This is a genomic window from Aeromonas sp. 601027 (genome assembly GCF_049174455.1).
Taxonomy (GTDB): domain Bacteria; phylum Pseudomonadota; class Gammaproteobacteria; order Enterobacterales; family Aeromonadaceae; genus Aeromonas; species Aeromonas veronii_A.
This window is the reverse complement of the sequence record NZ_JAAKTN010000010.1, coordinates 87,554-107,939: the sequence shown is the minus strand read 5'-3', so window position 1 is coordinate 107,939 and position 20,386 is coordinate 87,554. Positions and strand designations below refer to the sequence as shown.

Annotated in this window: 23 protein-coding genes; all 23 read right to left on the bottom strand. The window is 55.1% G+C overall.

Features of this window, described 5'->3' with window-relative positions; translation table 11 throughout:
• Positions 1-85: 85 nt before the first annotated feature.
• Positions 86-898 carry an MlaA family lipoprotein gene (locus G5193_RS14100; RefSeq protein WP_021229893.1) on the bottom strand — a complete coding sequence of 271 codons (813 nt, stop codon included), beginning with the start codon at positions 896-898 and terminating at the stop codon, positions 86-88.
• Positions 899-983: 85 nt separating this feature from the next.
• Positions 984-2,252, bottom strand: a complete 1,269-nt coding sequence (ccmI, locus tag G5193_RS14095; RefSeq protein WP_421206223.1) for a c-type cytochrome biogenesis protein CcmI — start codon at positions 2,250-2,252, stop codon at positions 984-986.
• Positions 2,249-2,728, bottom strand: a complete 480-nt coding sequence (locus G5193_RS14090) for a cytochrome c-type biogenesis protein (RefSeq protein WP_227341076.1) — start codon at positions 2,726-2,728, stop codon at positions 2,249-2,251. Before G5193_RS14090 ends, ccmI begins: the two co-directional genes overlap by 4 nt.
• Before the next feature lie 11 nt (positions 2,729-2,739).
• Positions 2,740-3,270, bottom strand: coding sequence for a DsbE family thiol:disulfide interchange protein (locus G5193_RS14085; protein WP_421206222.1), 531 nt, complete (start codon positions 3,268-3,270; stop codon positions 2,740-2,742).
• Entirely contained in the window at positions 3,267-5,222 is a 1,956-nt protein-coding gene (locus G5193_RS14080; RefSeq protein WP_216951794.1) for a heme lyase CcmF/NrfE family subunit, read from the bottom strand. Before G5193_RS14080 ends, G5193_RS14085 begins: the two co-directional genes overlap by 4 nt.
• On the bottom strand, positions 5,219-5,710 hold the full coding sequence (gene ccmE / locus G5193_RS14075; RefSeq protein WP_005344003.1) for a cytochrome c maturation protein CcmE: 492 nt from the start codon (positions 5,708-5,710) through the stop codon (positions 5,219-5,221). The genes G5193_RS14080 and ccmE overlap by 4 nt, the downstream gene beginning before the upstream one ends.
• A complete protein-coding gene (ccmD, locus tag G5193_RS14070) occupies positions 5,707-5,913 on the bottom strand; it encodes a heme exporter protein CcmD (protein WP_216951795.1) in 207 nt (68 codons plus the stop codon). Before ccmD ends, ccmE begins: the two co-directional genes overlap by 4 nt.
• 2 nt (positions 5,914-5,915) lie before the next feature.
• Positions 5,916-6,656 carry a heme ABC transporter permease gene (locus G5193_RS14065; RefSeq protein ID WP_216951796.1) on the bottom strand — a complete coding sequence of 247 codons (741 nt, stop codon included), beginning with the start codon at positions 6,654-6,656 and terminating at the stop codon, positions 5,916-5,918.
• A 171-nt stretch (positions 6,657-6,827) separates the two neighbouring features.
• On the bottom strand, positions 6,828-7,496 hold the full coding sequence (ccmB, locus tag G5193_RS14060; RefSeq protein WP_216951797.1) for a heme exporter protein CcmB: 669 nt from the start codon (positions 7,494-7,496) through the stop codon (positions 6,828-6,830).
• Positions 7,497-7,501: 5 nt separating this feature from the next.
• On the bottom strand, positions 7,502-8,137 hold the full coding sequence (gene ccmA / locus G5193_RS14055; RefSeq protein ID WP_216951798.1) for a cytochrome c biogenesis heme-transporting ATPase CcmA: 636 nt from the start codon (positions 8,135-8,137) through the stop codon (positions 7,502-7,504).
• A 293-nt stretch (positions 8,138-8,430) separates the two neighbouring features.
• Positions 8,431-8,808, bottom strand: coding sequence for a DUF2802 domain-containing protein (locus G5193_RS14050; RefSeq protein ID WP_168769852.1), 378 nt, complete (start codon positions 8,806-8,808; stop codon positions 8,431-8,433).
• A 28-nt stretch (positions 8,809-8,836) separates the two neighbouring features.
• Entirely contained in the window at positions 8,837-9,325 is a 489-nt protein-coding gene (locus G5193_RS14045) for a chemotaxis protein CheW (protein ID WP_005343991.1), read from the bottom strand.
• Positions 9,326-9,394: 69 nt separating this feature from the next.
• Positions 9,395-10,267 (bottom strand): chemotaxis protein CheW, encoded by an 873-nt coding sequence (locus G5193_RS14040; protein WP_421206221.1) that lies wholly within the window; start codon positions 10,265-10,267, stop codon positions 9,395-9,397.
• Complete coding sequence (locus G5193_RS14035; RefSeq protein WP_005334696.1) at positions 10,264-11,058, bottom strand: ParA family protein; 795 nt, start codon at positions 11,056-11,058, stop codon at positions 10,264-10,266. Before G5193_RS14035 ends, G5193_RS14040 begins: the two co-directional genes overlap by 4 nt.
• 4 nt (positions 11,059-11,062) lie before the next feature.
• Positions 11,063-11,983 carry a flagellar motor protein MotB gene (locus tag G5193_RS14030; RefSeq protein ID WP_216951800.1) on the bottom strand — a complete coding sequence of 307 codons (921 nt, stop codon included), beginning with the start codon at positions 11,981-11,983 and terminating at the stop codon, positions 11,063-11,065.
• Positions 11,984-11,985: 2 nt separating this feature from the next.
• Positions 11,986-12,723, bottom strand: a complete 738-nt coding sequence (locus tag G5193_RS14025) for a flagellar motor protein (protein WP_227341082.1) — start codon at positions 12,721-12,723, stop codon at positions 11,986-11,988.
• Between the two features lie 2 nt (positions 12,724-12,725).
• Entirely contained in the window at positions 12,726-13,841 is a 1,116-nt protein-coding gene (locus G5193_RS14020; protein WP_421206220.1) for a protein-glutamate methylesterase/protein-glutamine glutaminase, read from the bottom strand.
• A 32-nt stretch (positions 13,842-13,873) separates the two neighbouring features.
• On the bottom strand, positions 13,874-16,102 hold the full coding sequence (locus G5193_RS14015; protein ID WP_421206219.1) for a chemotaxis protein CheA: 2,229 nt from the start codon (positions 16,100-16,102) through the stop codon (positions 13,874-13,876).
• An 11-nt stretch (positions 16,103-16,113) separates the two neighbouring features.
• A complete protein-coding gene (locus G5193_RS14010; RefSeq protein WP_216951803.1) occupies positions 16,114-16,854 on the bottom strand; it encodes a protein phosphatase CheZ in 741 nt (246 codons plus the stop codon).
• Between the two features lie 12 nt (positions 16,855-16,866).
• Positions 16,867-17,250, bottom strand: coding sequence for a chemotaxis response regulator CheY (gene cheY, locus G5193_RS14005; protein ID WP_041234108.1), 384 nt, complete (start codon positions 17,248-17,250; stop codon positions 16,867-16,869).
• Between the two features lie 111 nt (positions 17,251-17,361).
• Complete coding sequence (locus tag G5193_RS14000; protein WP_216951804.1) at positions 17,362-18,081, bottom strand: RNA polymerase sigma factor FliA; 720 nt, start codon at positions 18,079-18,081, stop codon at positions 17,362-17,364.
• Positions 18,074-18,916 (bottom strand): MinD/ParA family protein, encoded by an 843-nt coding sequence (locus tag G5193_RS13995; protein ID WP_408082997.1) that lies wholly within the window; start codon positions 18,914-18,916, stop codon positions 18,074-18,076. The genes G5193_RS14000 and G5193_RS13995 overlap by 8 nt, the downstream gene beginning before the upstream one ends.
• Positions 18,917-18,950: 34 nt before the next feature.
• Positions 18,951-20,375 (bottom strand): flagellar biosynthesis protein FlhF, encoded by a 1,425-nt coding sequence (flhF, locus tag G5193_RS13990; protein WP_227341085.1) that lies wholly within the window; start codon positions 20,373-20,375, stop codon positions 18,951-18,953.
• Between the last annotated feature and the right edge of the window lie 11 nt (positions 20,376-20,386).

Below are 20,386 nucleotides of genomic sequence, written 5' to 3'. Positions count from 1 at the left end.
ACTGCGGGGCGTTTTTTTATATCTAGATGGCTGCGTAAATGAAAGAGGCGCCCGCAGGCGCCTTTTACATATCGAGATAGCCAGTTTACTGGTCCAGCTCGTCCATGTATTCATCCAGATTGGCATCGTCGGCCTGCTCTTGCTGAGACGCTTTCAGCTCGGTCTGCTTGCCCGTCACCTTGCCCTGGTTATATTGCAGGTAGAAGTCCTTGGTCAGCGCATAGGGGTCGAGGGAGTTGTCGATGATCCGCTCCTGATCGATCAGCTTGGCGCGATTGCCCAAGCCATCCAGAACCCAATGGGTAACCCTTAACGGGATAGTCAGCAAGGCATAGGGGAAGTAGATGGTGTCAATGGTGTCACCAACCAGCTCCCGAGTGGTGGTCGGACCGTAAACAGGCACCATGATGTAGGCACCATTACCGATATCGGCCCTGCCCAGCACTGTGTCCATCTCCAGCTTGTTGCGCTCGAGGCCGGCATGTTTGGCCACATCGAAGATACCCAACAGACCGACGGTGGTGTTGAGGGTAAAGCGCCCCAGGTTGGTCCCTGCCCCCTTCAAATCACCGGTGATCAGATGGTTCACCATGCTGCTTGGCTCATCAAAGTTGGCAACAAAGTTGGCAATGCCATCCTTCACCCCCACCGGAATATAGCGAGCGTAAGCATGTACCACAGGACGTGCTACATAGGGCTCCAGCACATCATAGTTGACCGCCCACATGGCCCGGTTGGCCCCCTGGAAGGGATCGCGCGGATCGGCCGCCGTACTGGTTGCGCCCGGATTATTCATGCCGGGATTGAGATCCAGACTCTCTGGGCCAGGCTTGGGTGGACCACCGGCACAGCCAGCCAGCAAGAGGGCTGCCAGTATGGCCCCTGAACGAAGATACATATGATTGTCCTGACGTTTTATTTTGATTTATCAGAAGTATAGATAACCCGGCCCCTATCCAGGAGCCGGGTTATCCAAAGGCATATTAGAGGGCGTGATCGATGCGGATGTCAATCGGAGCAGCAGGGATCTCGGCCGTCTTGACCGGCACGGATACCCCTTCGAAGGCTCCTTCCTTGTTCATCACATTGCCACCACGCGAGAGACGCGCCTTGAACTGCAGTTCTGGATACGCTTCCAGCTTGCTGCCCTCCATCATGGCGTCACCATCCCCCAGTGAAAGGGTGACAGGCAGGGTTGGCCCAGCGATACGTTTCACCGCGATGGGCATGGGTGGTCCGTTGGGCACCACGGCAAAGACGAAGAGGTGAGCATCTTCCGGCATCTGGATGCCCGCAGCCAGCGTGATGTGGATGGGGAACTCTCCCTCATTAACGTCAGACTGCTTTACCTGCTCTGTTCCCGTTTTGGCTGCGCCTGAATTCGTCACCTCTATGCCACGCTGCTTGAGCTGCGTGCGGGCATACTCCATGGAGCGCTCAACCATCACATAACGGGGAGAGCCTTTTTCCATCAAGGGCAACATCGCCTGCCAGCGAGACAGCGCGGTCTGGAAGTCCTCTTTCTGCAGCGCCATAAAGGCATAGACGGAGCGCGCCTCGATATTATCAGGCTCCTGCGCGATGGCTGCACGCAGCAGTGCATCGGCCTGCACCTCCTCCCCCGTCATCATCAGCGCTTGGGCATAGGGCACCGCCACCAGCGATTTCTGGGGAGCAAGCTTGTAGGCACGCGACAGCGCATCGTTGGCCATCTCGGGATCATTGCCATCCAGCGCCAAACGTCCGAGCAGCAACCAGCCGCGGTAGTCGTTCGGTTCATCCTTTAGGCGGGTACGCAGTGCCAGCGTGAAGTCGAGCAGATCCTGCTCGGTTACCTGGGCATCACGCTCCACAAGAATCCGGTTGCTGAGCTCACCAAGACGGTTGCTGGCATCCTGCCAGCGGCTCACCTCCTGCCATGAACCCAGCTTGTAGTAGATACCCAGGCTCACCACCACCAGCACCAGCACACCTGGGATCCAGCTCAGACTCTTGCCACTGCGGGCTGTCTGCTCCACATCGGGAATATCATCCAAGAGGCTGCGCTGCAACTCGACCAGCGATTCGGGCTCCTCGGCAAGCACACCCTGCTCTCGCTCCTCGCCAATCTCTAGCAAGCGCTGACGATAGAGCTGTTTGTTGAGCGCCGAGCGACTGATGCTCTGGTTTCCCTCACTGCGCCACAACGGTAACACCAGAGCCAGACTCACCAGCACCAGCAGGGCCGCAATCACAATCCAAAAGGCGGTCATTGTTTCTCTTCCTCTTTGAGCAGCTCGGCCAGGCGACGCTGCTCTTCATCGCTCAGGGTGCTTTCCACAGGCTCTGACGTTGCCGCAGAGCGTCGGCTACGTATCACCACCACGCCGATGCCGATAACGATCACTAACAGCGGGCCAAGCCAGAGGATCAGGGTCGATGCCATCAGGGGCGGGTTATAGAGGATAAAGTTGCCATAGCGGGCAACCATATAGTCCACGATCTCCTCTTTATCCTTACCCTCGCGCACCATCTGGTAGGTCTTGTCACGCAAGTCCTTGGCCAGCCCCGCATTGGAATCGGCGATATCCTGGTTCTGGCACTTGGGGCAGCGCAGCTCTTTGGTCAGTTCGCGAAAGACCTGCTCCTGATTGTCGTTGTCGAAGGTGTAGACATCGATAGCAGCCATGACCGGCGTTTGTACCACCCATCCCAGCAACAGCAGCAGGGAAGCAATAAATACTCTCATCAGCACGCCCCTCACTTCATGGCATCAAAGATGGGTTTGAGGGTCGACACCCAGTTCTCGGGATTGATATCCCCCACGTGGCGATAACGGATGATCCCCTTGCTGTCGATAAAGAAGGTCTCCGGCGCGCCGTACACCCCAAGATCCAGTCCCAGCATGCCGTCCGGATCATAGAGATTGACCAGATAGGGGTTGCCCAGCTCCGCCAGCCATTTGATCGCCTTGTCGCGCTCATCCTTGTAGTTCATGCCGATGATGGGAATGCCCTGCCCTGCCAACTGTTTGAGGTAGGTGTGCTCGCCGTAGCAGGTCGGGCACCAGGTGGCCCAAACGTTGAGCAGCATGGGGCGACCGGTCAGGATACTGCGATCGTGCTGTTTGTTCAGATCATAAATGTCCTGCAGGGTAAACACCGGTACCTCCTTGCCCACCATCACAGATTCGAGCTTGGTGGGATCGGAGTAGAGCCCCTTGAACAGGAACACAGCCCCCAGCAAAAAAACGATAAAGGGAATTAAATACAACCAGACCTTTTTGTTCATGCCTTGGCTTCCTCCTCACGACGGCCGAAACGGTAACGCTTGTCGAGCATCGCCAGCACGCCACCGATAGCCATAAAGACGCCGCCGAACCAGATCCAGCGCACGAACGGCTTGTAGTAGATCCTCACTGCCCAGGCATTGTTGTCTAGCTGCTCGCCAAGGGCCGCATAAAGATCTCGCGTGAAACCGGCATCGATGGCCGCTTCGGTCATCGGCATCCGGGTCACTGTGTACATCCGCTTCTCGGGCTTGAGCAGGGCGACCTGCTTGCCATTTTTGTGCACTTCCAGCACGCCCTTGAAGCCATCGTAGTTGGGGCCGTTCTTCTCTTTGATCCCGGCAAAAACGAACTCGTAATCGGCAAAGTGCACCCGATCACCCGCCTGCATCCGCAGATCCTTCTCGATGCTGTAGTTCTGGGTGCAGGCGATACCTATGATGCTGACTGCCAGCCCCACATGGCCAAGGATCATAGCCCAGTGACTGTTGCCAAGCTTGCGCACACCGACCGCAAAGCTGTGCTTGTGGGTCGCGCGCACCCAGGTCTCCTGCAGGCTGGTAACGATGACCCAGGCCCCCAGACCAATCCCCACCGCAGCCCACGGCTTGAAGGTTTCGGCAAAGATCAGCGGCAACAGCAGGGCTGCTGCCAGGCTCAGCACCAGCGCAAGAATCACCTTGCCCTTGAGCTCGCCAAGCTCCTGGCGGCGCCAGCGAAACAGCGGACCAACCCCCAGCAGCAGGGCAAACGGAATGATCAGCCAACTGTAGATATGGTTGAAGAAGGGAGTACCGATAGAGATGCTCCCCAGCCCCAGCTCCTTGTGCACCAGCGGCAGCAAGGTGCCGAGCAGCACAGTCAGCAGGCCAGCCACCAGCATGATGTTGTTGCAAAGCAGCAGGGTTTCGCGACTCCACAGCTCATGCTTGCCGTGGCTTTTCACCTGCGAACCTTTAAAGGCAAACAGCAGCAAGGATGAACCGATCACCGCCAGCAGGAAGCCGAGAATAAACAGGCCGCGGGTCGGGTCGGAGGCAAACGCATGCACCGACACCAGCACGCCGGAGCGCACTAGGAAGGTACCGAGCAGGCTCAGCGAGAAGGCCGAAAGGGCCAGCAGCACGGTCCACGCCTTGAAGGTGGCGCGCTTCTCGCTCACCGCCAGCGAATGCAGCAGAGCGGTACCCGCCAACCAGGGCATGAAGGAGGCATTTTCTACCGGATCCCAGAACCACCAGCCGCCCCAACCGAGCTCGTAGTAGGCCCACCAGGAGCCCAGCACTATGCCGAGGGTCAGGAATACCCAGGCCGCCATGGTCCAGGGGCGCGACCAGCGGGCCCAGGTTGCATCAAGACGACCGGTCATCAATGAGGCTATGGCGAAGGCAAATGCCACCGAGAATCCTACATAACCCATGTAGAGCATCGGCGGATGGAAGATCAGACCCGGATCCTGCAGCAGCGGATTGAGGTCACGGCCATCGACCGGAAAATAGGGCAAGGTGCGGGTGAAGGGATCAGAGGTGAACAGCACGAACGCGGTGAAACCGACCGAGATCAGCCCCAACACGCCGAGCACCCGCGCCACCGCATCGAGCGGCAGTCGGCGGCTGAACATGGCTACCGCCGCAGTCCAGCCACCTAGGGTCAGTACCCACAGCAGCAGGGAACCTTCGTGGGCCCCCCACACCGCCGAGATACGATAGGCGAGCGGCAGCAGGCTGTTGGAGTTAGTGGCCACATACTGCACGGTAAAGTCGTTATCGATAAAGGCCCAGGTCAGGCAGAGAAACGACAGCAGCAGCAACAAAAACTGGGCATAGGCGAGCGGACGAGCCGCCGACATCATGCCAAGACGCCCCCGACTTGCGCCAAGCAGCGGATAGCTACCCAGCAACAGGGAGGTGGCAAAGGCCAGGATCAGCGCAAACTGTCCTAATTCCGGGATCATGGCTTATTCCCCTTCAACTGCGCATCGGTGTATTCAGGTTTGAAGTGCATGCCACTGGTGGCATCGGCCACTTCTGGCGGCATGTAGTTTTCATCGTGTTTGGCCAGTACCTCGAACGCTTCGACCGTGGTGGCATCCTTGAGAGTTCCTTGCGCCACAATCCCCTGCCCCTCGCGGAACAGATCCGGCAGGATGCCATCAAATTGCACCATCACCTGATGACCACCATTGTCGATCAGGTTGAAGCTAACCTTGAGGCTGTTCGGATCGCGCTTGACAGTGCCGGGGACCACCAGACCACCAATGCGCAGGCGCTGCCCCTCTTCCGGTTTGATCTTGTCCGGCCCCTTCCCTTCCACCAGCTCGCTCGGGGTATAGAAGAGGTCGATATTCTGACTGAGGGCGTAAAGCACTAGGCCGCTCACGGTGGCGAGGCCCAGGGTGATGGCCAGAATGATGGTGAGGCGTTTTTTGCGTCTCGGGTTCATAGGGTGTTCTCCATCTGCCGGGCCGCCTTGCGACGGCTCTCGCGTGCCTGCTTGCTGCGTAACTCATTAAACAGACGACGGGTTTTCATGCGGGTAGAAATGATGATACCGACCAGACAGAGCAGGGTCAGACCGAAGGAGAGCCAGACGTAGAAGGCGTAACCGCCCATCGCCAAAAAGTCACTGAATGAGGCAAAGTGCATGCTTACTTCTCCTGTTCGGCAATCTCTTGAACCCAGGGACGATGCCACTCCCGCATCAAGAGCTCGTTTCGAAAACGCATCAGGGTAAGGGCCCCGAGAAAGGCAACAAACGCCAAGATCATGATGAGCAGTGGCCAAAGCATCTCGGGAGAGATGGAGGGTTTGTCAAACTTGGTGATAGTGGCCCCCTGGTGCAAGGTGTTCCACCACTCCACCGAGTAGTGAATGATGGGGAGGTTGATCACCCCCACCAGTGCCAGAATGCCGGCAGCACGGCCAGCAACCACCTTGTCACTGAAGGCGTTGTAGAGGGCAATCACGCCGAGATAGAGAAACAGCAGGATCAGCTCAGAGGTGAGCCGTGCATCCCACACCCACCAGGTTCCCCACATGGGCTTGCCCCAGGCGGCACCGGTAAACAGTGCAATAAAAGTGAACACAGCGCCGACAGGTGCGATAGCCGCCACCGTCATGTCCGCCATCCGCAGTTGCCATACCAGCCCGATAAAGGCGGCAACTGCCATGGTGGAGTAGGCCCCCATCGAAAGAATGGCGGAAGGAACATGGATATAGATGATCCGGAAGGAGTCACCCTGCTGATAATCGGCGGGTGCAAAAGCCAGTCCCCAGACAGTGCCGATGATGAACGATAGCAGACTTATCACAGCAAACCAGGGCAACAGGGTCCCAGCCAGCCGATAGGCCCGTTCGGGTTTAGCGTAAGGGTGCAACCATTTCCACATAACTCACAAACCTTTTTGTTATTAATTGTTTGGCGAGGCCTAACATACTGACCTCGGGATAACATCAAATACCTCGAAAGCAATAAGCGGCAATCCGCTTGATCCATCGCAACTTTATTTCTGGAAAAGAATGCCCCATGCGAAACCATGTTGCGTTCTACCAATAGATCATCAGTTAAGACTGACCCTCAATGCGGCCGAAACGGCCAACGGCGTCAGCGTCAGGGCACCAACCAGCATGGCGGCCAGAATGGCAAGCTGTCCGCCATAGGGCAAGCCCATCCCCGCCGCATCAATTGCAGAGGTGGCAAAAATCAGTACCGGAATATAGAGCGGCAGGATAAGCAGACTGAGCAGCACTCCGCCCTTGCGCAACCCGACCGTCAGGGCAACCCCGACTGCACCGAGCAGGCTCAGCACCGGTGTGCCGAGTGCCAGAGTGGCGACTACCGCCAGATAACTGTTCATATCCAGCGATAGCAAAATTGCCAGCAAGGGCGAAATCAGCAGCAGCGGCAATCCAGTCAGTAACCAGTGAGCAATCACTTTGGCCAGCGCCAGCAACCCGAGTGAATGGGGCATCAACATGATCTGCTCCAACGAACCGTCGCCAAAGTCGTCGCGAAACAGTCGCTCCAGCGACAGCATGGCCGCCAGCAAGGCTGCCACCCAGATGATGCCGGGAGCAATGCGAGCCAACAACTTGGGCTCAGGGCCGATACCGAGTGGGAACAGGGTGATGACAATAAGGAAAAACCAGAGCGGGTTAAGAATATCTGCACGCTGGCGCAGGGCCATCAATAACTCGCGGTGGATCAAATACATGACGGCACGCAACATCGAAACTACTCCTGCAGCAAGGGCGTAAGCGAGAGTGTTTTCAGTCGACCCTGCATCAGCGTCATATCCTGATGAGTGGTGAGGATCACCATCCCCCCCCGCTCGGCATGAGCCAGAAACAACCTCTCCAGCACCTTGACCCCCTGCTTATCAATGGCGGTAAAAGGCTCATCCAGGATCCAGAGAGCCGGTTTGTCACTGAGCCAGAGCCTGGCCAGAGCCACCCGACGCTGTTGACCTGCCGAGAGCTGTCCGGTCGGGTTCTCTTCAAAACCGGCCAACCCAACCTGGGCAAGCACCTGCCACAAATCCACTGTCTGCCGGGATACATGATGCAGCTTCTGATAAAAGGCGAGATTTTCGAGCGGAGTCAAGGCAGCTTTGACCCCGGGCTGATGACCGAGATAGAGCAGATTGGCATGGTACTCATCACGGCAATGGCGAATATTTTCACCATTCCAGCACACTTCACCGGAAAACGGCTGAGACAGGCCAGTCAGCAGACGCAGCAGGCTGGTCTTGCCAACCCCGTTGGGACCTTCAATTTGCACCAGATCACCGGGAACTACCGCAAAGGAGAGATGTTCAAACAGAGTGCGATCTTCACGCACGCAGCTCAGATTGTTAACTTGAAGCAGCATGGAGATTTTTTCAGAGAAAATGAAGCGGCTTGCATCTTAACACAGTATTGGAATACGTCTTTTCCAAGATGCCCTTCATCCACTGTTTTTGTGGAGAAGATCGCGCACAAGGAAAAATAGGCGTGGAAAATGATGACAATCAAAGGCATCCAAATAGATCAAACTGGAAACCTCATAACAAACCAGTATTAGCAAATAACTATTCTTCTCGATCACTGTACATGGCGCTCCATGAAAGAGCGCCATACATGCAACAGAAAAAATTCAGGAAGGCAAGTTGCCTTCCTGAATCATCAAGAGCGGCCTTTTCGCAACGATATCAAGAGCTCGGCTTCTGCCTTTGGCAACTCGCACTCACTCATGACCTCATCAAGGTCGGCGCCCAGTTCGACCATCTTGGCCGCTCGACTGTAAAGCCGTCGCTCGGGATCCTGCATGGTCAATTCTTGCTGGCGTTCATTGACCTGCTGCATCGCCCCTTCTACCGACTGTAACCGCTGTCCCATGCCGATGGCGCCGGTATGAAGCTCCATCATCTGCTTGCGCAAGCTTTCCAACTGACCTTGCAGCGTTGCCACACTAGCCTCGGACTCCTGCTTGCTACGCTTGCTCTTGAACCAGATATAAGAGGCAAACGCCAAGGCAATCAGGGACAACCCCAAGGCAACCATCTCGATTATCAAAACATCACCTTACTTATCAGAGGGAACCGATATCTTCCCACTCTTCATCGGAGAGCAGCTTGTTCAAGTCAACCAGGATCAGCAGTTGCCCATCACGGTTGCTGACCCCCTGAATGAACTTGGCGCTCTCTTCGGTACCTACAGCTGGAGCAGCATCGATTTCGGAAGATTTCAGATATACCACTTCTGCCACGCTGTCGACCATGATGCCAATCACCTGCTTCTCGGCTTCGATGATCACAATCCGGGAATTTTCGCTCACATCGCCGGAAGGCAGACCGAAACGGGAACGGGTATCGATGACAGTCACCACATTGCCACGCAGGTTGATGATCCCCAGTACGTACTCAGGCGCACCCGGCACCGGTGCAATTTCGGTGTAGCGCAACACCTCCTGAACCTGCATCACATTGATGCCGTAGGTTTCGTTTTCCAGCTGGAAGGTTACCCATTGCAGCACTTCATCTTCGGCCAGATTCTGTGCGATATTGCGCTTTTCTGTCATGTTTTTATTCCTTTTATGAAAACGTCTACTGCTAAAACTAGCAATAAAACAGCTCGATTGCAGAAGTTATCAGCGACCTTCTATGTTAACCCCACGCTCCAGCAACAAGAGCAGTTCACGAACGTGTAACAGGGCACACATTTTTTCTTTGACCATGCCCGCCAACCAAGGGCGCTTGCCCTCCTGATGGCGCCATTTAACCTGGTCACGGTGTAACAATTCAGTCCCTTTGAGATGGTGGCAGGCTAATCCCCACGGCGATTCACCAAGCATAATCAGATACTTGTAATCATCCATCTCGAGATGCTGACCCGGCATGACCCACTGGGCGGTATCGACCACATTCATCTTCTGCTCGCGAGAGGTCATGATCCCCTTGTACCAGCCCGGCTGGCCAAACAGGGAGGTGATCTCGCCCAACTGGTGAATACCACCAAGCTCGGTCAACGGCACCGCAAACGTCACGCCCGCGACTTCAAAAAAGAGGGCCTGAAACTCTTTACCGGTATCGATATTCTCCCAAGTGACAGGTTCAGTGGCTTCTACCGGAGCAACCTCCAGCGCAGTTTCAGTCAAGATGGTGGTGTGGGGCTCTGCAACTTCGGGCAGCAGCACCTCCTCAGGCCATTCAGGCTCTACCGGCAACAATGACTCCTCGGCCACAATCTCCAATGGGGCCGTCAGTGTCACCTCCTGGGTGAAGGTATCATTTTCAAACTGAACTTGTCCCACCTGAGCCAACAGTTCGCCAAGCTGGGCAAGGCGTGGATCACTTTCCAAATAAGGTGCAGCAACCACCTCGGGGACGCTGTGGGGCTGACGTTGCAACTGTAAAACAGGGGCGGATTGAACCTCTTCCACCTCATCCAGCACCAGCGGCTCATCGAGCAGCAGGGAGTGGAAATAGTCATCCATCGCCCGTACTTGAATGGTATCTCTCATGCCGTCACCTCATGAACCCGTTGCCGCTCAAGGGCATCAAGATGGTTGAGCAGCGTCTCATAGGCATAGGTTCCACGACTCCCGGGAGAATAGATAGACGGGGGGATATGCAGCAAGCTGGCATCCCGAAACTTGGTATCAATAGGGATCACCGCATTCCACACTGAATCTCCATATTGATCCTTGATCGACTTCAAGGTCATCAGAGAGGCACGGGTGCGCTTGTCGAACATAGTCGGGATCACGGTATAACGGAATTTGTCACGCTTGGAACGCTGCATGATCTCGAATGTCTTCATCATCCGCTCCAATCCTTTGAGAGCGAGAAACTCGGTCTGAACCGGCACAAGAATACGATCGCAGGCAGCCAGCGCATTGACCATCATCACCCCAAGCACAGGCGGGCAGTCGATCAGCACATAATCATATTGATCCTGAATGCGCAGCAGCGCCCGCTTCAGCACCAGCCCCATTCCCTCACGATTTCCCATTACCCGATCAAGAGTCGCCAGGGTAATAGATGCGGGTAGTAAATTGATATTCTCGAACTTGGTCTTGAGCGTCAGTTTATTGACAAGCTCGGCTGTCGGTTTGACAGCTTGAAACAACTCATAGAGGGTTCCATCCAGACGATCTGAATCAAAATCAAGATATGCAGTCAGCGAGGCGTGAGGATCGGTGTCAATCAACAGCACTCGCTGACCACGCTGGGCCAGGATCCCGGCAAGCGAGACCACTGTGGTGGTTTTACCCACACCACCTTTCTGGTTGGCAACCGTCCAAACAATCACTGTATCAATCCTGCCTTGTTGTTATACGTATGCCGCCACCGGGCAAAGAGATAACCTTTATCTCTCCAGCATCCACCGCCTGCTGCACCACAGGAACCGGTTCGGCAACCACCGGGGGCTTTACCGCCACAGGAGCTGGCGGCACCCAGGCGAATTTGGAAATTGCGACCACAACCTTGCGATTTTGCAGCCGGCCTTGCTCAGTGCTGTTATCGGCAAAAGGGGAAAACTCGCCATATGCCTCAAAGGCCAGACGCTGGGGTGCGATGCCATCAGCAATCAAGCCATTGAGCACCGCTTCGGCCCTCGCAGCAGAAAGCGCCCAATTAGAACGATAAATTTCATTATTTATCTGTTGGTTATCTGTATATCCTCGGACCCTTATATAGTTATCGACCGGTTTGAGAATACTTGAAAGAGTATTGATTACCGGTGCAGCATTCGGTCCCATAAAGGCGCTGCCACTGCCAAACAGCAGACCTGAACTGAGTTCCACAGTCAGCCAGTTCTCGTCTTGCGTCATTTTGACTATCCCGGCATCCACCAGTGACCCCATGCTCTCTTGCAACTGCATATCAAGTTTGGCAAGTGTCGTGCCATCTTGCAGCACAGGGACACCAGAAATGGGGGCAAGTGAAGGAGAGGGGGACGTTGCGCTTTCCAGCAACGAGGGGGAGGCAGAAACAGCATTCTCCAACAGTGAATTGCCCTGCCCCTCCAGCAGACCATCACTGCGAGACTGCATGACACTGAACGCCTGACTCATGCCATCTATCACCGCACGATATTTGTCCTTGTTCACCAGCGCAACAGAGTAGAGCACCACAAACAGAGCAAATATCAGCGTCATGTAATCGGCATAGGAGACCAGCCAACGGTCAAGGTGTTCACGCCCCTGCAAGTGCAAACGATAGCGCTTGCGCATGGCTACTCTCCTTTCAAATAGGCCCTGAGCCGACGTTCAACCTGTAAACCATTCTCACCATGGGCAATGGCTAACAGCCCTTCCAGGGTCATCTCCTGAAACAGTGCATAGTGATAGTGAAACGCTCGCAACCGGTTGGCTATCGGTAGATAGATCAGGTTGGCAAACCCGACACCATAGATGGTTGCCACAAATGCCACTGCGATGCCAGCCCCCAGAGCAGATGGCTCTTCAAGATGAAACATGGCCTGGATAAGGCCCAAGACAGCGCCGATAATCCCGATAGTCGGACTATATCCCCCCATGGCTTCGAACACCCGGGCCGCATGTTCATTACGCTCCTGCTCGATATCGATATCGGCTTCGAGCAACATGCGAATATCCTCCGTGGAGACACCATCGACAATCATGTTCAACCCTTGGCGGGTAAAATGGTCCTCCTCCTGCTCAGCCTGATTTTCGAGGGCCAGCAGCCCCTGCTGGCGTGCAAAGGCAGCCCAGGATTGTAGCCGTTCAGCCTGGGCAGAGAGATCCTGCCGTGGCGGATTGAAAATCCATAGACACTGGCGCAATGCCAGCAAAACAAACTTGGCAGGGGTCTGCAATGTAACGGCACCAACTGTACCGCCAAGAACAATGAGAAAAGCAGGCCCGTCCAACAACGTCAACAGGGAGCCACCATGCCACAGCTGGGCAATAGCAATAGCCCCCAGTGCGAGGAGCAGACCGAGCAAGCCCATGATTAGCGCCCCAACTCAACCAGAATACGCTGGGCCACCTTGTCCAGAGAAAGTGATTCACTGGCAATACCTGCCTTTGCAACCGCTTGAGGCATGCCATATACCACGCAGGAAGCCTCATCCTGAGCCCAGATTGTAGAGCCCTGCTCTTTCAGCAGTCTGGCACCATCACGGCCATCAGCCCCCATACCGGTTAGCACAATCGCCAATACCTTGTCGGCATAGGTCTTGGCAGCAGAGGCAAAGGTAATGTCCACGCAAGGCTTGTAATTTACCTTGTCGTTGCCATCAACGATGCGAATACGGGCGCCTGCACCACGACCCTCCAACAGCATCTGCTTGCCACCGGGGGCCAGGTAGGCATGGCCCGGTTTGAGGACGTCTCCATCCTCGGCCTCCTTGACACCTATCTGGCATAACCCGTTTAGACGGGCAGCAAAAGCTGCGGTGAAGGTGGCAGGCATATGCTGGATAAGCAATATTGGGTGAGGAAAATCCCCTGGCAACTTGGTCAGCACATTTTGCAAGGCTACCGGGCCGCCGGTAGAAGTCCCGATCGCCACCAATTGATAACTCTTGCCACTTCGCTTGAATGAGGCACTTGGCACAGTGCGTTGCAGGTCAGGCTGACGCTCTGAAGATCTGGGCGCAGTGCTACCCAGCGGAGCACGAGCAACCGGTTCAGGTGCTTTGGGGCGAGCAGCGGATGTCATCAGGAAGCGCTTGCGGGAGATCTCCTTCACCCGTTGTTGCAACAGTCTGACCGCTTCGTCCTTGTCTCTGGCAATGTCTTCAAATTTTTTGGGCAAGAAGTCAAGAGCACCGGCGTCCAGTGCATCCAGCGTTGCCTTGGCGCCTTCATGAGTCAGGGAGGAGAACATCAGAATGGGAGTTGGACACTTGGCCATGATCTCCCGCACTGCACTGATGCCATCCATCACGGGCATCTCGATGTCCATGGTGATCACATCAGGGCGCAGCGACATGGCCTTGTCTACGGCTTCACGCCCATTCTGAGCAGTATCTATCACCGTCAGCATGGGATCCTGATTGATTATCTCGCTCACCCGGCGGCGAAAGAAGCTCGAATCGTCGACAACTAATACCTTGACTGCCATTGTTATTTTTCTAACTCCTTGGGCCTGAGCGATTAATGTCTACGCGCATATGCTTTGAGCAGACTCGGTACATCCAGAATAAGGGCAATACCGCCATCGCTGGTAATGGTTGCACCAGCCATCCCCGGGGTGCCTTGCAGCAGATTATCGAGCGGCTTGATCACCACCTCTTCTTGACCAATCAAGCTGTCGACCACAAACCCGATTTGCTGAGTGCCAATCTGCACGATCACCACATGCCCGGTATCCTGACGTGAGCGCTTGTTGGTACCACGGATCAACCACTTGTGTAGATAAAAGAGGGGAATCGCCTTATCACGCACAATGATGGTGAGCTGACCATCGACCATATTGGCCTTTTTCAGATCCAGATGGAAAATCTCGTTCACACAACCAAGGGGAAGAGCGAAGGTCTGCTCACCCACTTCAACCATCAGGGTCGGCAGAATGGCTAGCGTCAACGGAACCTTGATTTCGAGACGGGTGCCTTTCCCCCAGGTAGAATCGATGTGCACTGACCCATTGAGGCTGACAATACTGGTTTTAACCACGTCCATTCCGACACCACGGCCAGAGATATCGGAGATCTCGGACTTGGTCGAAAATCCGGGGGCAAAGATCAGGTTATAGGCATCGTTATCACTCATGCGCGCGGCAGTATCTGCATCCAGCACACCGCGGCTGATGGCAATAGACTTGAGTTTTTCCGGGTCCATCCCGGCGCCATCATCCTCAATGCAAAGCAGGATATGATCGCCTTGCTGGGAGGCGCTAAGGGTGATCGTCCCTTGCCGCGGCTTGCCCGCTTTCTCCCGCACATCCGGCATTTCGACCCCGTGATCGCAGGAGTTGCGAACAAGGTGAACAAGAGGATCGGCGAGCGCCTCCACCAGGTTTTTGTCGAGGTCGGTCTCTTCCCCAACCATCACCAGCTCAATCTCTTTTTTGAGGGTTCTGGCCAGATCACGCACCACGCGCGGGAAACGACCAAATACCTTCTTGATTGGCTGCATGCGGGTTTTCATCACCGCACCTTGCAGGTCAGCCGTTACCACATCCAGATTGGCAACCGCCTTTGACATCTCTTCATCATTACTGGCAATACCCAGACTCACCAGCCGGTTACGAACCAGTACCAACTCACCTACCATGTTCATAATGACATCAAGGGTCTTGGTATCCACCCGCACCGTCGTATCGCTTTGCACTGCACTGTTTTCGGCAGGAGCTGGCGTAGCCTTGGCGGCAGGCGCTGATGCCTTGGCTGCTTCGGCAGGTTTTGCGGGGTCAGCCTGTACAGGTTTGGCTACAGGTGTTGTCGGTTTGGGCGCAGTCATCGCGGCAGGTGCGGCAGGTGCGGCAGGTGCGGCAGGTGCGGCAGGTGCGGCAGGTGCGGCAGGTGCGGCAGGTGCGGCAGGTGCCATACTACTCTGAGGACCTTGGCCACGACCATGCAATTCATCAAGCAGGCGTTCAAACTCATCATCATCGATAAGCTCGTCCACCTCTTTTTGCACCGACTTCAGAGGATTCACCTCTGGCGCCCCCATGTGCTGTCCCTGACCATGGAGTTGATCCAGCAAGGCCTCAAACTCATCATCGGTTATATCGCCAGATTCGCCAGCAACAGTCGCTCCTGCCGCACTCTTGGTTGGTGTGCCCCCCACGCCATGCAGCTCATCCAGCAGACGCTCGAATTCATCAGCTGAAATCTCGTCTATGGATCCGCCCCCGTTAACAGGAGCAGGATCGCTGGCCTGGTTTATCGGTTCAACAACCTCGGGGTCGGAGACAACCTCAACAACAGGAGTGACAGCCTCCTGCTCCATGGCAATAGCGCCACTTGTCGCGGTTCGGAGTTGCTCTTCTCCTTCAGGCTTGCACAACTCGTGGAGGTCATGGAGCAGATCATCAGACGCAGGACTTGGCGCTTCACGGTTTTGTACTTGGGCGAACATGACGTTTATGGCGTCCAGCGCTTGCAGGATCACGTCCATCAGTTCGGCAGTCACGGTTCGCTTGCCATTACGCAAGATATCAAATACGTTTTCAGCGCCGTGGCATACGTCAACCAACTCCCCCAAAGACAGGAAACCGGCACCACCTTTTACGGTATGGAAACCGCGAAAGATGGCATTTAACAGATTCTTGTCATCAGGCCGCTTTTCCAAGTCGACCAGTTGCTCAGACAACTGTTCCAATATTTCGGATGCTTCGACCAGAAAGTCTTGCAGTATGTCTTCATCAACTTCGAAGGCCATGCGTCACTCCATTAGAATCCCAAGCTAGACAGCAGATCGTCCACATCATCCTGACCATTGACTACATCGGCACGCGCCTCTGGATTCATGATTGGGCCTTCGGCTTCAATCCCGTTCACAGGGAGAGTACGAGTTGAATGCTCAGCTGCAGCCTCACCAAACATAGTCAGCATTTCTATTAATTTTGTTTCAACTTCCTGAACCAGTTTTATGACCTTGCGGATCATCTGGCCTGTCAAATCCTGAAAGTCTTGTGCCATCAGAATTTCTGTCAGCAGTTGTCGTAACTTATCGGCATCTGACTCAGAAGCCTTAATGAAATCATCAAGTTGATGGCATAAGGACTTAAACTGCCCCACGCTCATATCTCTGGACATCAGTGCATTCCAGTTGGGCATCACCAGCTGGATATTATCATTCAGGCGATCCGCTATTGGCAGACTGGCCTCTACCGCATCCATGGTGCGATTAGCAGCCTTGTCGGTCATATCTATGACGTAATTGAGGCGCTCCCTCGCATCGGGAATGTCATGGGTGGCCAAATCGGGAATTCGGGGGTCGAGACGAAATTCTTGAAGTGAGTTATGCAGTTGTCGGGTCAGCTGACCAACTTTTTCAAACAGATCGGCTGCGTTGGGGGCACATACATTGGCAAGCAGTTCATCGGCCAGCTCGAATTCACCTTGCTCCAGATGAGCAACAAGCATCCTTGCCTGGTCGAGCGAAATCATTGCTTTCGTTTTGGCCATCATCCCTGCTGCTCCTTAGCCAAGGCGTTCAAAAATTTTGTCGAGTTTTTCTTTGAGCGTTGCTGCAGTGAAAGGCTTGACGATATAACCGTTAACGCCGGCTTGCGCGGCTTCGATGATCTGCTCGCGTTTGGCTTCTGCCGTCACCATCAGTACCGGCAGATGCTTGAGCTTTTCATCGACACGAATGGCTTTCAGCAGGTCGATACCTTGCATGCCTGGCATGTTCCAGTCGGTAACCACAAACTGGAAATCACCATTTTTCAGCATCGGCAATGCTGTGTTGCCGTCATCCGCTTCATGGGTATTGTTGAACCCAAGGTCGCGAAGCAAGTTCTTGATAATCCGGCGCATCGTTGAAAAATCGTCAACAATGAGGATTTTCATGTTCTTGTCCAAAATTCCCTCCTCAATAGCCACCTCAGTGGCTCACTTACATGATGCTAAAAACGGGTTGTGTCATGCGGATTATGCCTTAGAGTTTCATCTCAGTGTAGCCAGTACAAACACTTATAGATGCCAATCTCTCAAACGAGCGCGTAGTCTGTGCATTGCCTGACTATGTATCTGACTCACGCGCGACTCACTCACATTCAAAACCTCGCCAATTTCACGTAAATTCAGCTCTTCATCGTAGTAAAGAGAGAGAACCAGGGCTTCTCTCTCCGGTAAGCGACCAATTTGCTCCGACAGTTGAATTTGAAATCGTTCTGTGGCCAGTTCATCAAACCCCGAGCCTGACGGAGCTTCATCAGGGTTACCGATCACATCCTCACTGACCCCCAGATCCTCGATACCGATGATCTTGCCACAGGAGACATCCTGCAGCATGACATGATAATCAGCGAGAGAGACCCCCATTTGCGCTGCGACTTCCGCGTCGCGAGCATCCCGTCCATTGGCTTGCTCCACATTTTCGATCGCTTCGGCAATCGCTCTGCTGTTTCGATGCACGGAACGGGGCACCCAATCACCACGCCGGATCTCATCCAGCATGGCACCACGGATACGGATCCCGGCATAGGTCTCGAAACTGGCTCCCTTGCTACCATCAAAGTTCCGTGACGCTTCGAGCAGCCCAATCATACCTGCCTGTATCAGGTCATCCAGCAAGACACTGCTTGGCAGGCGAGCCAGCAAATGCTGGGCAATCCGCTTGACCAGTGGAGCATGGCGCTCTACCAGCAGATAGGAATCCTGATGACGCAAGTACGCTTGGGCTTTATTCACGGGAACCTTCCTGTGTGGTGGCCTGAGTCTGCAACAGATTCTCCAGGAAAAACTCCAGATGACCGCCAGGCTGGTTTGGTACCGGCCAGCTAGCTGCTTTGTTGGCCAATGCGCGGAAAGCCAAAGCCGCCGGCGACTTGGGAAACGCCTCGACAATCAGTTTCTGCTTGCGCACGGCTGCACGCAGATTGGTGTCATAAGGCACGCAGGCAACCAGTTCCAGTGACGTATCGAGGAAACGATCGGTTACCCGGGTCAGCTTGGCAAAAAGCTCCTGCCCTTCACGCAGGCTGCGCACCATATTTGCCACTACCTTGAAGCGAAATACACCGTGCTCTTTGGAGAGGATCTTGATGAGGGCATAGGCATCGGTAATGGAAGTCGGCTCGTCACACACCACCACCATGATGTCCTGCGCAGCACGGGTGAAACTCAACACCATGTCCGAGATCCCCGCCGCCGTATCCACCATCAGAATATCGACCTGGGTCTTCATCTCGCTGAAGGCGCGGATCAGTCCGGCATGTTGTACCGGTGAAAGCTCGACCATGGACTGGGTCCCCGAGGTTGCAGGCACAATCATCATGCCATACGGTCCCTCAACGATAATGTCGTCGATAGTGCACTCACCTGCCAGCACGTGAGAGAGATTGCGATGAACCCGCAGCCCCAGCATGACGTCGACGTTGGCCAGACCAAGGTCAGCATCCAGCACCATTACCCGTTTGCCTTGGGCCGCCATGGCTCCGGCCACGTTCAGGGTCACGTTGGTCTTGCCCACGCCACCTTTACCACCGGAAACGGCGATCACTTTTACTCGATTGTTTTGACGCATTTTGCGCAGACCACTCGCCTGATCCATATACATGTTACTCATAAAACTCCGAATCTTCGGCCTCGCCAAAGCCTGTGCCCCAGAAATAGGGCTCTTCTGTTTCTCGCTCCAGCGAGCCCATGGCCGCGCCGACAAGCTGCGCCGCATTGGCAACCTGAATATCTTCCGGAACCCGCTGCCCATCCGTGATGTAACTGATAGGCAAGGCATTCTGGATACACACGTTAATTACTTCGCCCAGATTCAGACTCTCATCCAACTTTGTAAGTATGCAGCCGCTCAAGGGAATGCGCCGGAAATGGTCAACCGCTTCCTGCATTACCCGACGCTGGGAGGTTGCCGACATCACCAGATAGCTGCGGATCCTCACCTTGGCATTCTTGACCAGGGTATCGAGCTGCTCGGTCAGACGGATATCCCGCTGCCCCACGCCTGCCGTATCGATCAATACCAGCCGACGGTGGCGGAACTGATAGAGGGCATTGGCCAGCTCTTCGGCATCACGCACCTGACGTACCGGACAGCCCATGATCCGGCCATAAGTCTGTAATTGCTCATGAGCACCGATCCGGTAGTTGTCAGTGGTGATAAGGGCCACCTGCTCGGCACCATACTTCATGGCAAAACGGGCGGCTAATTTGGCGATGGTGGTGGTCTTGCCCACCCCGGTCGGCCCCAGCAGGGCAACGGCGCCCCCCTGACGTAAAATCTCGTCCTCGCTGATCTTGAGCTGAGCCGTCAACACTTCCGCCAACTGGGCCATCGCCTGATGGATGGGCATGTCTTCAGGGATCAGCCCCGCCAGTTGATCGGCAAACGCATCGTCAAAGCCCATCTTTTTGAGCTCCTTGATCAGCAGAGCCCGCATCGGCTCACGTCGCTCAACTTCCTGCCACATCAGACCGGAGATCTGGTGCTCCAGCAATTTGCGGATACTGGCCATCTCCTTGCGCATCCCCTCCATCTCCTGATCCCGCTGAGCAGGTTGAGAAGAACGCTGGGCGGAGGCAACCCGGGCTTTGGGCTTGACAGGTTCCGGGGCGGCGCCCCATTGCCCCTGCTCGGCCAATGTTCTGGGCGCTGCATTGGCAGCGGCCAGACCGGCCGATTGGGTATTGCCCATTGGCGCCCCATTGCCCGGCTTGAGCTTCTGCTGGCGCGCCAGCAAGGCTGCCAGGGTATCGGCATAATGTTCGTTCTGTTCCTGAACCTTTGTGGGCTCGGGGCGGGTCATCTGCCGAGCAGCAGACGAAATATTGACACTCTCATCGTTCAGCTGACGGCGAACCGGCGCATCTTTGGGCCCCGGAACCTGGGATTGATAATCGACTGCGGCGACTATCTCTACCCCTCCGGTGACCTTCTTGTTGGACATGATGACAGCGTCAGGCCCGAGCGTCTCCTTGACCTCGGCCAGAGCCGTTCGCATGTCCTTGGCAAAAAACCGCTTAATCTTCACCCATCGTCTCC